The organism is Caballeronia sp. ATUFL_F1_KS39 (assembly GCF_023630985.1).
Lineage (GTDB): Bacteria > Pseudomonadota > Gammaproteobacteria > Burkholderiales > Burkholderiaceae > Caballeronia > Caballeronia zhejiangensis.
On record NZ_JALQDZ010000019.1, the window covers coordinates 66,263 to 78,595 of the forward strand.

Annotated in this window: 11 protein-coding genes; all 11 read right to left on the reverse strand. The window is 65.5% G+C overall.

The features are described from left to right. The 11 genes from araG to mpl all read right to left on the reverse strand — a co-directional run bounded on the left by araG (window position 1) and on the right by mpl (window position 12,141). Complete coding sequence (araG, locus tag NCR93_RS11595) at window positions 1–1,515, reverse strand: L-arabinose ABC transporter ATP-binding protein AraG (protein ID WP_008342888.1); 1,515 nt, start codon at window positions 1,513–1,515, stop codon at window positions 1–3. 56 nt (window positions 1,516–1,571) lie between these two features. Continuing rightward, window positions 1,572–2,579: an arabinose ABC transporter substrate-binding protein gene (locus NCR93_RS11600; protein ID WP_008342889.1), complete on the reverse strand. Its 1,008-nt coding sequence runs from the start codon at window positions 2,577–2,579 to the stop codon at window positions 1,572–1,574. A 131-nt stretch (window positions 2,580–2,710) separates the two neighbouring features. Then, the gene (locus NCR93_RS11605) at window positions 2,711–3,487 is read right to left on the reverse strand and encodes an SDR family oxidoreductase (protein WP_250482245.1); all 777 of its coding nucleotides are present in this window, start codon (window positions 3,485–3,487) and stop codon (window positions 2,711–2,713) included. Continuing rightward, entirely contained in the window at window positions 3,484–4,161 is a 678-nt protein-coding gene (locus tag NCR93_RS11610) for a 2-dehydro-3-deoxy-6-phosphogalactonate aldolase (RefSeq protein ID WP_250532230.1), read from the reverse strand. The genes NCR93_RS11605 and NCR93_RS11610 overlap by 4 nt, the downstream gene beginning before the upstream one ends. Window positions 4,162–4,176: 15 nt before the next feature. Next, on the reverse strand, window positions 4,177–5,151 hold the full coding sequence (locus NCR93_RS11615; RefSeq protein ID WP_250482247.1) for a 2-dehydro-3-deoxygalactonokinase: 975 nt from the start codon (window positions 5,149–5,151) through the stop codon (window positions 4,177–4,179). Continuing rightward, window positions 5,148–6,077 carry an IclR family transcriptional regulator gene (locus tag NCR93_RS11620; RefSeq protein WP_250482248.1) on the reverse strand — a complete coding sequence of 310 codons (930 nt, stop codon included), beginning with the start codon at window positions 6,075–6,077 and terminating at the stop codon, window positions 5,148–5,150. Before NCR93_RS11620 ends, NCR93_RS11615 begins: the two co-directional genes overlap by 4 nt. A 348-nt stretch (window positions 6,078–6,425) precedes the next feature. Beyond that, a complete protein-coding gene (gene mtgA, locus NCR93_RS11625; RefSeq protein ID WP_250482249.1) occupies window positions 6,426–7,184 on the reverse strand; it encodes a monofunctional biosynthetic peptidoglycan transglycosylase in 759 nt (252 codons plus the stop codon). Window position 7,185: 1 nt separating this feature from the next. Further along, complete coding sequence (gene aroE, locus NCR93_RS11630; protein WP_034471485.1) at window positions 7,186–8,028, reverse strand: shikimate dehydrogenase; 843 nt, start codon at window positions 8,026–8,028, stop codon at window positions 7,186–7,188. Continuing rightward, window positions 8,025–10,079 carry a ribonuclease catalytic domain-containing protein gene (locus tag NCR93_RS11635; protein ID WP_033536347.1) on the reverse strand — a complete coding sequence of 685 codons (2,055 nt, stop codon included), beginning with the start codon at window positions 10,077–10,079 and terminating at the stop codon, window positions 8,025–8,027. Before NCR93_RS11635 ends, aroE begins: the two co-directional genes overlap by 4 nt. A gap of 62 nt (window positions 10,080–10,141) precedes the next feature. Continuing rightward, window positions 10,142–10,741: a YqiA/YcfP family alpha/beta fold hydrolase gene (locus tag NCR93_RS11640; protein WP_008342897.1), complete on the reverse strand. Its 600-nt coding sequence runs from the start codon at window positions 10,739–10,741 to the stop codon at window positions 10,142–10,144. Beyond that, complete coding sequence (gene mpl, locus NCR93_RS11645) at window positions 10,738–12,141, reverse strand: UDP-N-acetylmuramate:L-alanyl-gamma-D-glutamyl-meso-diaminopimelate ligase (RefSeq protein ID WP_250532231.1); 1,404 nt, start codon at window positions 12,139–12,141, stop codon at window positions 10,738–10,740. The genes NCR93_RS11640 and mpl overlap by 4 nt, the downstream gene beginning before the upstream one ends. Window positions 12,142–12,333: the final 192 nt, after the last annotated feature.

Sequence of the window (12,333 nt, forward strand, 5' to 3'; positions counted from 1 at the left end):
TTACGCCGCCTGCGCGACCGTTTCCGCCTGCGGCAGCGCAAGGCTCAACACTGTTTGTTCGCTCGCCTTCTCGCGCGCCAGTTCGCCCGCGATACGCCCCTGCCGCATCACGACGATCCGGTCCGACACGCCCAGCACTTCCGGCAATTCCGACGAAATCATCACGATCGCGCAGCCGCGCTCGGCAAGTTGATAGATCACGTTGTAGATCTCATGCTTCGCGCCGACGTCGATGCCGCGCGTCGGTTCGTCGAGAATCACGACCTTCAGGTCCGGCTCCGCGAGCCAGCGCGACAGAATCGCCTTCTGCTGATTGCCGCCCGAAAGAAAACGGATGCGCTGCTTCCGGCTCGGCGTCTTGATCTTCAGCAACTGGATGAAGCGCTCGGCCGTCTGCGCCTCCTTCTTGCGATCCAGAAACAGCCCGCCGCGCAGATAGTGCCGCCGGCACGAAATATTGATGTTCTCCGCGACCGTCGCCATCGCGACGATGCCTTCTTCCTTCCGATCCTCCGGACACAGCACGATGCCGTGACGAATCGCCTCGCCGGTGCTGCGAACCTTGATCGGCTTGCCGTCGAGCATGATGTCGCCGCCCTTCTTCTTGTCCGCGCCGTAGACGAGATGCATCAGCTCGCTGCGTCCCGCGCCGACGAGCCCGAAGAAGCCCACGATCTCCCCGCGCTTCACCTCGAAGCTCGCGGGCGCGCTCAATGCATCGCCCTCCACGTTCTTCACGGAGAAGCGCACGTCGCCCAAAGGACGCGCGCGATAGTTGTAGATGTCGCTGATCTCGCGCCCGACCATTTCCTGCACGAGCGTTTCGCGCGGCACATCCGCGAGCGAAAGATGCGACGCGATCTTGCGCCCGTCGCGGAAAATCGTGCACGCGTTGCACAGTTCGTAAATCTCGTCCATGCGATGCGAGATGTAGATCAGCGCACGGTTATCCGCCTGCAGATCGCGCACGAGCTTGAAGAGCACTTCCGTCTCGCGATGCGACAGCGAACTCGTCGGTTCGTCGAGCGCGATCACGCGCGCGTTGCGCAGCAGCGCCTTGCAGATTTCGACCATCTGCCGCTGCGCGATCGACAGCTTGCGCAGCTTCGCATTCGGATCGAGATCGACGCCCATCGCCGCAAGCCGCTCGCGTACGTGCGCCTTGGCCGCGCGCTTGTCGACCCAGCCGAGCCGGTTCGGCAATGCGCCGAGCAGCAGATTCTCGGACACGGTCAGATCCGGCACGTACTGCAATTCCTGATGAATCACCGCGATGCCCGCGGCAATCGATGCCGCCGCGCTCGCGAAATGCACTTCCTTGTCGTCGATGAGCACGCGCCCCGAATCGGGCTGATACTCGCCGCCGAGAATCTTGAGCAAGGTCGATTTGCCCGCGCCGTTCTCGCCCATCAAACCGTGAACTTCGCCGGCGTTGACGTCGAACGACACGCCGTCGAGCGCGCGCACGCCTGGAAACACCTTGCCGATATTGTCAAAACGCAGCGTCGCTGACACATCGCCTCCTATTCTCGAGCGGACCGCACGCGCGGCCCGCTTCCCTCACGCAAGACTTAGTTCGATGCCAGTCCCATCTGCTGGCGCACCGATGCCACGTTTTCACGCGTGGCCAGCATGCCGGTCGTGAGCGTGAGCGGCGGCGGCGCCTTGCCGTCCTTGATCCACGCGTACATCAGCTCGGACGTCTCTTCGCCGTGGCGCTTCGGGCTGATGATGACGGTGCCGTAGAAGCCCGTCGGATTCGGTTTCTTGAACTCGTTTAACGCCGAGTCCGATCCGCCGATACCGATGCCGATCATGTTGTCCGCCTTGAAGCCGCGGCCTTCCGCTGCGCGCACCGCGCCGAGCACGGCTTCGTCGTTCAGGCCGTAGGCGACCCAGTGCTTGTATTGCGGATTCTTCGTCAGCGCGATGTTCGCGGCGTTGAACGCGTTCTCGGTGTCGGTCTTCGCCTGCGGCGCGGCGACGATGTTCGCCTTCGGGAAACCGGCGGCGACGAGCGCATCGGTCGCGCCGGCCGTGCGGTCATGCGCGGTCGGCAATTGCTCGTAAGTCACGTCGATCGCGCCGACATCCTTCATGTCCCAGCCGCGCTTCTTGATCTCGGCGGCGATCCCGTCGCCCACCTGCTTGCCGATGTTGTATGCGGAAATGCCCATGTGCGGCACGGATTCGATCGGCTTGCCCGAACCGTCGACGAGGCGGTCATCGACCGTCATCATCTTGAGCTTGTCGGCCTTCGCCTTCGCGACGATGCCCGGCCCGAGCTTCACGTCCGGCGTACAGATGATGAAGCCCTGCGCCTTCTGCGCGGCGAGGTTGTCGATCGCGCTCATCACCTTTTCACCCGACGGCGCGCCGATCTTCACGAGCGTGAAGCCCTTTTCCTTGGCGGCGATTTCGGCGAACTTCCATTCGTCCTGAAACCACGGCTCTTCCGGCTGCTTCACGAGGAAGCCGATCTTGACCTCGTCGGCGGCCTGCGCGACCGGCGCCGCGATCATGGACGCGCTCGTTGCCGTGGCAGCGGCGATCAGCGTGAGGAACAGTCTGCGTTTCATTTTTTGTCTCCCGACTTTTTCCGATGTCGAAAAATGCCCGCGCGCGGGCGCTACGAAGTGTGTGGCCGCTTTCTTGTTGATTGATGTCCGCACAGCGGCCAGTGCGTCATTCTTTCGTGATCTCGTTTGCTTCAGTCGTGGTACAGCGCGCTTCGCCCGCCATCCACGGTGATACAGCTCGCGTTGATGAACGGCGCCTCGTCCGATGCGAGGAACACCGCCGTCATCGCGACTTCCCGCGGCTCGCCGATACGCTTCATCGGCTGAAGATCGAGCGTCGCCTGACGCGCGGCCTTCGGATCAGCCTGCGAATTCCACCAGTCGAGCGTCAGTTGCGTTTCGATGTAACCCGGCGCGATCGCATTCACGCGCACGTTGTTCGGCGCGTACTCGATGCCGAGCGCGCGCGTGAGGCCGATCACACCGTGCTTCGCCACCGGATACGGAAAGCAGCCCGGAATGATCTTGAAGCTGTGCGTCGACGCGATGTTCACGATGCTGCCGCGCCCGCGCTCGACCATGCCCGGCAACACCGCGCGGCAGCCGTTCCACACGCCGTCGAGATCGACGGCGAAGCAGCGGCGCCAGTCGTCGTCGGTCATCGTGAGCGGATCGCAGAACACGTTGATGCCGGCGTTGTTCACGAGCACGTCGAGCGGGCCGAGCGCGGCTTCGGTCTGCGCGACGGCTTCCTTCACCGATGCGCTTTGCGTCACGTCCGTTTCGACCGCGATGACGTTCGCGCCGGTTTCTTCCCCGATGCGCTTGGCGGTTTCGCGGGCCGTGCCGATGTCGAGTTCCGCGAGCGCGACGCGTGCGCCCTCGCGCGCGAACGCCAGCGCGATCGCCGCGCCGATGCCGCGTCCCGCGCCCGTGACCATCGCGACCTTGCCGGCGAGGCGGTTCATTTGGCTGCGCCTCGTGCAACGGCCAGTCCGTCAATGAACGCCTTCGCGTGCCGCGCCGTGACGTCCGCGCTCTGGCCCGGCTTGTAGAGCGCCGAGCCGAGGCCGAAGCCGTTCGCGCCTGCGCTCAAGAACGGCTCGATGTTGTCCGGCGCAATACCGCCGACCGGCACGAGCGGCACGTCCTTCGCGATCACCGCGCGCCATGCCTTCGTCACCGTTGGGCCGAGCTGCTCGGCGGGAAACATCTTCAGCACGTCCGCGCCGTTCTTCAGCGCGAGAAACGCCTCGTTCGGCGTCGCGACGCCCGGCGCGCACGCGAGACCCTGCGCCTTCGCGGCGCGCACGACATCGGCGTCGCTGTGCGGCATCACGATGAGCTCGCCGCCCGCGGCCTTCACGCTATCGACGTAACTCGGATGCAGCACCGTTCCCGCACCGACGATCGCATCGGCGGGCAGCGTCTGACGGATCGCCGCGATGCTGTCGAACGGCTGCGGCGAATTCAGCGGCACTTCGACGATGCGAAAGCCCGCTTCATAGAGCGCGCGGCCGTGATCGGCGGCTTCGGCCGGCGTGACGCCGCGCAGTATCGCGATCAGCGGGCACGCGGCGAACGCCTTTGCGAGACCGGCGTGCATGCCGTAGAGCGCGGGCAGATTGATGGGAGGCTGCATCGTGTTCTCTCCTTTTCAGGCCACGCGCCTGGCCGCGACCAGCCCGGCCAGCGCGGCGATTCCATAAAGGCCGTGCTCGGTGGCGTGCGCGACCGTGGCGGCATCGTGGCATCCGAAACGCGCGAGCGCGGCGCGATAGCGATTGCAAAGCGCATCGTTGCCAATCAGGCGCAGGGGCTTTCCCGCGAGCGCGGATTGTTCGCGCGCAAGCACTTCGTTCAGCCCGCGCAATTCATGGCCGATCAACAGGCCCGACAAATAATCCGATTGCTGCTCCGCGCTCAGTTGGCCCGTGAGGCCGAGCGTGCGCGTGCTGAAGATCGTCGCGAGCACGCCGGGATGACCGGCATCGCGCGCCGTCTCGACGCCGCGCAGGAACGCCTGTTCGTCGTGCGTCGCGGTGGGATGCATCGTGCGGCCGAGGATCGTGTGATCGCGCAGCGCGCTGAAGGTCTCGCCCGTCATGAAGGTGTAGAAACGCTCGATGCGCTCATCGGCGACGAACGCCCACTTCGCGTGCGTGCCCGGCAGTCCGATCAGCGCGCCGCCCGCGTTTCCGAGCGCCGGCTCGCTCGCCAGCGCGCCGAAAATCTGCGTTTCCTCGCCGCGCATCACGTTGGGCAACACGCCGCGCTCCAGCACGCCCGGCACGACATGCAGCACGACGCCGCGCGCCGTCTTCACATCGACGATGCCCGCGACGAGCGCATCGGCATTCGCCGGCGTTTCGACGTACGGCGCTTCGACCCAGCCCTGCGCGCTGCCGACCATGCCCGCCGCGATCACCGGCAAGTGCGCGTGCGCGTCGAGCCACGCGCCGCAGGTTTCCTCGAACGCCTGATCGAACCCGCCCGCCGGCAGATTCATGATGCCCGCCGACGATGCGCGCGTATCGAGGGCGAGACCGTCGGCGCCAAGCAGATAGGCGCGCAGCGAAGTCGTGCCCCAGTCGAGCGCGATGAGCGCGGGCGTGGAAACGGATGCGGTCATCGCTTGATCCTGCGGGCGGCCTGCGGCGCGCGCCAGCCAAGTTCCTCGGAGATCGCGTGCGCTTCGCGCTGCACGACCGGAATCAGTTCCTCCATGCGCTCGTGCGGCATATAGGGAATGGTGCTCGCCACCGACAAGGCCGCGACGATCGCGCCCGACGCATCGCGCACCGGCGCGGCGACGCAGCGGATCGACGCCTCGTTCTCTTCGAGATCGAACGTGAAGCCGCCTTGCGCATAGCGCGTCATGCGCTGCTGGAAGGTGTCGAAGTCGGGGCGGTTGTCGGGCTTGAAGCTCATTCTCGCCAGCACGCGATGCGACGCTTCGAGCAGCTTCTTCCACGCGTTCGCTTCGAGGTCGAGCATCATCGCCTTGCCGATGCCCGTCGACGCGAGCGGCATCCGGTGCCCGACGCGCGAACGCATCTCCAGGCCGCGCGTGCCCGGAATCTTGTCGATGTAAAGCACGTCGTCGCCGTCGCGCACGCCGAGATGGATCGTGTCGTGCGTATGCTCGGCGAGCGCCTGCAGATGCGGGCGCGCGACGGTCGTGAGCGGCATCTGTTCGAGCGCGATCGTGCCGAGTTCGATGAGCTTCGGCCCGAGCAGATAGCCGCCCTGCACCTGACGCAGATAGCGCGCTTGCACGAGCGAGCTCACGAGCCGATGCGTCGTGCTGCGCGTCGTGCCGAGCGCCGCGCCGAACGCGCGCAGGTCGCGCGCGCCGTTCGCGGCGGCTTCGAGAATCGCGAGGCCGCGCAACAGCGTCTGCGTGCCCGCCTGCTGCGGCGTGATGTCGACGAGCGCGCTCGGCAGCGCGATGGCGTCGGGATCGGGTGTGTGCTTCGTCCCGCTCGCGCCGTTGGACTTGGCGCGCGCTGCGCCCGCCTCGGCGATGTCGGTTTCAGGGGTCTGGAATTTGGTCATGGCGCGAATCCCTCGTCGATCACGATGCGCGCCGGATGACGCACGCGGGCGCGTCCCCGATGGAATGAGCGTACGAATCGTGCAAGGAGGCCCGCGAGCGCGGGCGTGCGATCGAATGCATGACGTGTCTCCATTGTTCTGGTCGTGCGCGCCGGAAGTCGCTCCGGTCGTCGCCCGCGCGTGCCGTTTCAGGCTTTGGCCGGATTGTAGTTCCGGCTCTTCGATTTATTCAATATGTGATCGTCGTGCTCACATAATGGGAGATAGACTTGCAGCCGAAAGCTTCTGGAAAACAAAAAAGCCCTGAATTATCAGGGCTTTGCATTGTTTATCGCGGCCAGCTAAATTTCACTGCGGCAGTTCCGCCGCCCCCATCCGCCGTGCGATGACGCCCGCGCGCTGCGACAGATACGGCGCATTGCGATGGTCGTCGAAATACTTCGGACGCGGCAGCATCACCGCGAGCCGCGCGCTCTGCCAGGCCGTCAGTTTGGCCGCCGATGTCTTGTAGTAATACCGCGCCGCCGCTTCCGCGCCGTACACGCCGTTGCCCCACTCGACCGAATTCAGGTAGATCTCGAAGATGCGTTCCTTGTCCATCCAGAACTCGAGCATCCAGGTGATGACGAGCTCCTGCGCCTTGCGCACATAGCTCTTTTCGCGCGACAGAAACAGGTTGCGCGCGAGCTGCTGCGAAATGGTCGAGCCGCCCGCGACGATTTTTCCGCGCGCCTTGTTCTTCTCCCACGCTTGAAGAATGGCGTCGGTTTCGTAGCCGTTGTTATTGACGAAATTCGCGTCTTCCGAAGCGATGATCGCGCGCTTCAGATTGCGCGAAATCTGCTCGTACGGCACCCAGGTGCGTTGCAGCGAAATGCCCGGATGCGTCTTCGCGAGCGTCCACGCGTCGGCGCGCATGAAGGCCGTCGGACCGGGATTGACGATCGTCCAGATGCCGATCTGCGCGAAGAACCAGATCTGCGTCGCGATGAACGCGATGCCGAGCACCGATATGCCGTACGCGATCCAGCGCGCCGGGCCGAGCCGCACCGCTTTGCGCACGCGCGGCGAGCGGCTGCCCTGGCTGCCGACGGGCGCGGTGGTCATGTCAGGCTTTCGCGGCCAGCGCGGCGCGCAGATCGCGCAGCACCGCGCCGCCATCCGGGCGCACGCCGCGCCAGATGAAAAACGATTCAGCGGCCTGCTCGACCAGCATGCCGAGACCGTCCGATGCGCGCGCGCCGAGCTTCGACGCGTGTTGCATGAAGACGGTCGGCTGCGCGCCGTACATCATGTCGTAGGCGAGCGTGCCCGCGCCGAACGCGCTGTCGTCGCAATCGGGCAAGGCGGCGTCGAGGCTGCCCGCGGTCGCGTTGACGATCACGTCGTACTGCCCGGCTTCCGCGCTGTTGGCGCCGCCGCCCGAAAAACGCACGCCGCACTCGGACGCGTTCTGCGCGAACTGATCGACGAGCTGAAGCGCCTTCGCCGCCGTGCGGTTGACGATGGTGAGGGCGGCCGGCGCGCGATCGAAGATCGGCAGCACGACGCCGCGCGCCGCGCCGCCCGCGCCGAGCAGCAGAATGCGCGCGCCTTTCAGACTCACGCCGAGATTCACTTCGATGTCGCGCACGAGGCCGACGCCATCGGTGTTGTCGCCGCGCACGCCATCCGGCCCGAAGGCGAGCGTGTTCACCGCGCCCGCCGCTGCCGCGCGCGGCGACAGCGAATCGGCGAGCGCGTGCGCTTCGAGCTTGAACGGCACGGTGACGTTCATGCCGCGTCCGCCCGACGCGATGAACGCCTTCACTTCACGCGTGAAGCCATCGAGCGGCCCGAGAATGCGGCCGTATTCGATCGGCTCGCGGGTCTGCGCGGCGAACTGCGCGTGAATCCACGGCGATTTGCTGTGCTCGATCGGATTGCCGATCACCGCGTATTGGTCTTTCATGGCGTCGGTTCCTGCGCGTTGTCGGGCGTTTCCGGTTGTGGTTGCTCCACCGACGCTTCCGCCTGCGCTTCGGCTTCGCTTTCGGCAGAAAGATCGCTCGTCTCGATGATCTCTTCTTCCGCCTCTTCTTCCTCGACCGGCGCGCTCGCGGACGGCGCGTCGATCACGTGCAGCAGACGGCACGATGCTTCGACCGTCAGCTCGTCGATCGATACGACTTCGAGCATCACACGCGTGCCGCGCGCATGCACGCCGAGGCCGGGCACGTGCAGGATCAGCGGAATCTCTTCGAGCCGCACGAGATCGTCCTTGATGACCGAAGCGGGAACGTGCTTCCTGTTCTCCTGCTTGAGCCAGCGCAGGCACCAGAAATACTCCATGCGGCGCTGGTGATCGGCATACGCGGTGTACGTGTCGTCGAAACCCTGCACGACGGCGAAAAGGTCCGCGTCCTTCGGCTTGAACGGCGCGGCGAGCTTGGCCGTCACGCCATGCTGCACGCACGCGAGCAACTGCCATTGATTGACGAGGTCGACATAACGGCGCAGCGGCGACGTGCTCCACGCATATTGCGCGACGCCGAGGCCTTCGTGCGGCGCGGGCGTCGTCTGCATGCGCGTGCGTTTCGGTCCCGGACCGCCGAAGCCGCGCTGCGAGCGATAGATGCCCGGCACGCCGTGATCGTTGAGGAACGCGCCCCACGACGAATTCGCGAGAATCGCCAGTTCCGCGACGATCAGATCGAGCGGCGAACCGCGACGGCGCGGCGTGATCGTGATGTGCTCGCCATCGACATAAAAGTTGAAGTCGTTGTTGCGCTGCACTTCGCGCTTGAGGCCGTAAGTCGCGCGCGCCTGTTGACGCTTTTCGAAGAGCGCCTGCGCGAGCGGCCACAGCACCGCGATGTCTTCCTTGTGCGGATAGTCGCCCGTGCCGGCCGCGAGCGTTTCCTCGGTGACGAACTCGTCGAGATGGTTGTGGCGCAGGTTGCTTTTCACGAACACGCGTTCGGCGCGCGTTTCAGTGGCGACGATATCCTGCGTCTCGCGATTCACGATGATGTACAGCGACAGCGCCGGGCGCAGCCCGCCCTCGCCGAGCGTGAACACGTCGACGACGTTGTCGGGCAGCATCGTGATCTTGTCGCCGGGCATGTAGACCGTGGAGAGACGCCCGCGCGCGATGGCGTCGATCGTGTCGCCACGCGTAATGCCGAGCGCCGGCGCCGCGATGTGGATACCCACGCGCACGCGGCCATCCGAAAGATGCTCGACGGAGAAGGCATCGTCGATTTCGGTGGTGGTGACGTCGTCGATGGAGAACGCTTCGACGTGCGCTTCCGGCAAATCCTCGGGCAGCGGTCCCGGCTGCACCGACGGAAAGCCAATGCCGTGCGGAAAGAACTCCGACAGGAACTTCGCCTCGTGCAACTGTCGGGGCGACGCGATGCCGCCGCATTCGAGCATCAGCCGCGCCTGCGAGATGCCGCGCGCCGCCGCCGCCGCTTCGAGCGCCTTGTACTCGATCGAATTCTTGTCCGGCTTCGTGAGCAGGCCGATCGCCTTGCCCTTCAGCGCATCGGGCAGCTTGCCCGCCTTCAGTTCCTCTTCCCAGCCCTGCTGCACGAGCGCCTGCTGACGCTTGCGTTCGAGCGACGCGAGCGCCATCTGCAATTGTTCCTGCGGCGCGCGCTGATACTGGCCGCGCCCTTTGCGCCGGAAGTAAACCGGCGCGCCGTGCATGCGCAGGACGAGCGCCGCGCGTTCGGCGGGTCCGAACTTGTCGCCGAAGTAATCCGCGCCCAGCGCGGCGAACGGAAATTCCTCGTCGGGCGCGCATTCCCACAGGAAGTCGAGATCGATCTCCTGCGCGATGGCGTCGGCTTCCTGCATCAGATCGCCGGCTGCGGGCTTCTCGAACTCGATCAGCACGTCTTTCGCGCGCACTTTCGCGCGCCGGCCGCCCGGCAATTCGACCTGGAACGCGTCGCCCTGTTTCGACAACACCGATCCGGCCTTGAAACTACCCGATTCCTCGAAGAAAACGTTCACTCAATACTCTCGTAAAACGGTGGACCGGGCCGCGCTTGCCGCGCGCCGGCGAATGAATGGGCTCAAGCGGCTGCGGTCGCGCGCACGGGTGGCGGCGCCTGGTCGCAGAACGCGATGACATCGGCGAGATAAGCCGGGAAGTCGCTGATCGCGTGATCGCTGCCCTGAATCAGCGTGGTTCGCACGCCGGGATAGTGGTCGAGCATCGTGCGGTAATCGAGCACTTCGTCGCCCGTCGCCGCGATCAGATAGTAGCGCTCGGGCCGCGTGATCGATTCGACCTTGAGCGCGCGCAACTCGTCGAGATGGCGCGGCAGCACGGTGATCGTTCCGCCGCCGTGCCACAACGGCTGCTCGCCGAGAAAATGGCTCAGATCGCGATCCGGCACGACCGCCGGATTGAGCAGCACGGCGCGCCAGCCGTGTTTCTCCGCGAGATACGTCGCGTAATAGCCGCCGAGCGAACTGCCGACGACGGTCACATCGCCCGCTTTCTCGCCCGCCGCGAGCGATTCGGCCAGCGCGACGGCATCGCACGGCGATACCGGCAGCGACGGGCACTGCCATTCGCCGAGCCTCCCGAGTTCCGCGAGCCGCGCGTGCATCACGCGCGCCTTGAACGATTGGGGAGACGAGCGAAAGCCGTGCAGATAGAGAATCACGAATGTCCTCCTGCGCCACGCGCCGAAAGCGCGTCGAGCAGTTTCTGGTGGACGCCGCCGAAGCCGCCGTTGCTCATCACGAGTACGTGGTCGCCGGGGCGCGCGGCGGCCGCGACCGCCTTCACCAGAGGTTCGATTTCGTCGAATGCCCGCGCCTTGTCGCCGAGCGGGGAGAGCGCTTCTGCGAGGTTCCAGCCGAGCTTGTCGCGGCCTTCGCGCGCGCCGTAGCCGAAGACGAGATCCGCGCCCGCGAGACTCGCCGGCAATTGCGCTTTCATCGTGCCGAGTTTCATCGTGTTCGAGCGCGGCTCCAGCACGGCGAGGATGCGCGACGTATCCGAATTGCCGATGCGCGTGCGCAGGCCCGCGACGGTCGTCTCGATTGCGGTCGGATGATGCGCGAAGTCGTCGTAGACGGTGACGCCGTCGACGCTGCCCTTCACTTCCATGCGCCGCTTAACGTTGCGAAAACTTGCGAGCGATTTCGCCGATTGCGCCGCCGGCACGCCGACCGAGCGCGCGGCCGCGATCGCAGCGAGCGCGTTCATCCGATTGTGCTCGCCCTGCACCTGCCAGTCGACGACGCCCTGGCGCTCGCCTTCCCAGTACACGGCGAACTGCTCGTCGACGGCCGCGCCTTGTTCGACGGGCAGCGCCTCCCATCCGCCTTCGACGCCGAAGCGTTCGACGCCCGACCAGCAGCCGCGCGTGAGCACGCGTTCCAGCGCTGCCTCGCGCCCGTTCGTGACGATGCGCCCGACGCCCGGCACCGTGCGCACAAGGTGGTGGAATTGCGTTTCGATGGCCGCGAGATCGGGGAAGATATCGGCGTGATCGAATTCGAGATTATTGAGCACGGCCGTGCGCGGACGGTAATGCACGAACTTCGAACGCTTGTCGAAGAATGCGGTGTCGTACTCGTCGGCTTCGATGACGAAGAAGCTCGAATCGGTCAGGCGCGCGGAAATGCCGAAGTTCAGCGGCACGCCGCCGATCAGAAAGCCGGGATTCATGCTCGCGTCTTCGAGCAGCCATGCGAGCATCGAGCTCGTCGTGGTCTTGCCGTGCGTGCCCGCCACCGCGAGCACCCATTTGCCGTTCAGCACATGCTCGCCGAGCCACTGCGGGCCCGATGTGTATGGCAGGCCGCGATCGAGGATGGCTTCCATCAGCGGATTGCCGCGCGTCACCACGTTGCCGATGACGAAGAGATCCGGCTCGAGCGCGAGCTGCTCGATGCCGTAACCTTCGATCAGTTCGATGCCCTGGACTTCGAGTTGCGTGCTCATCGGCGGGTAGACGCCGGCGTCGCAGCCGGTGACCTTGTGGCCCGCCTCGCGCGCCAGGACGGCAAGTCCGCCCATGAAGGTGCCGCAGATGCCGAGGATGTGGATGTGCATAAACCGTGTCGCGCCGCGCGGGCGATTGAGATGCGAAAACAGGAACGGCGCCGTACCGGTGAACCTGAGGGCAAACCCGTGCAGAAAGGCGCCTGAAGGCGCATATTGTAACCGAGCAGGCTAAGCGCTTTTTCGCCGGCGCAAGCCTGCCGTCCTTGGCCCGCAAAAGGGCCGCTCGAGCTTATCTAGTAT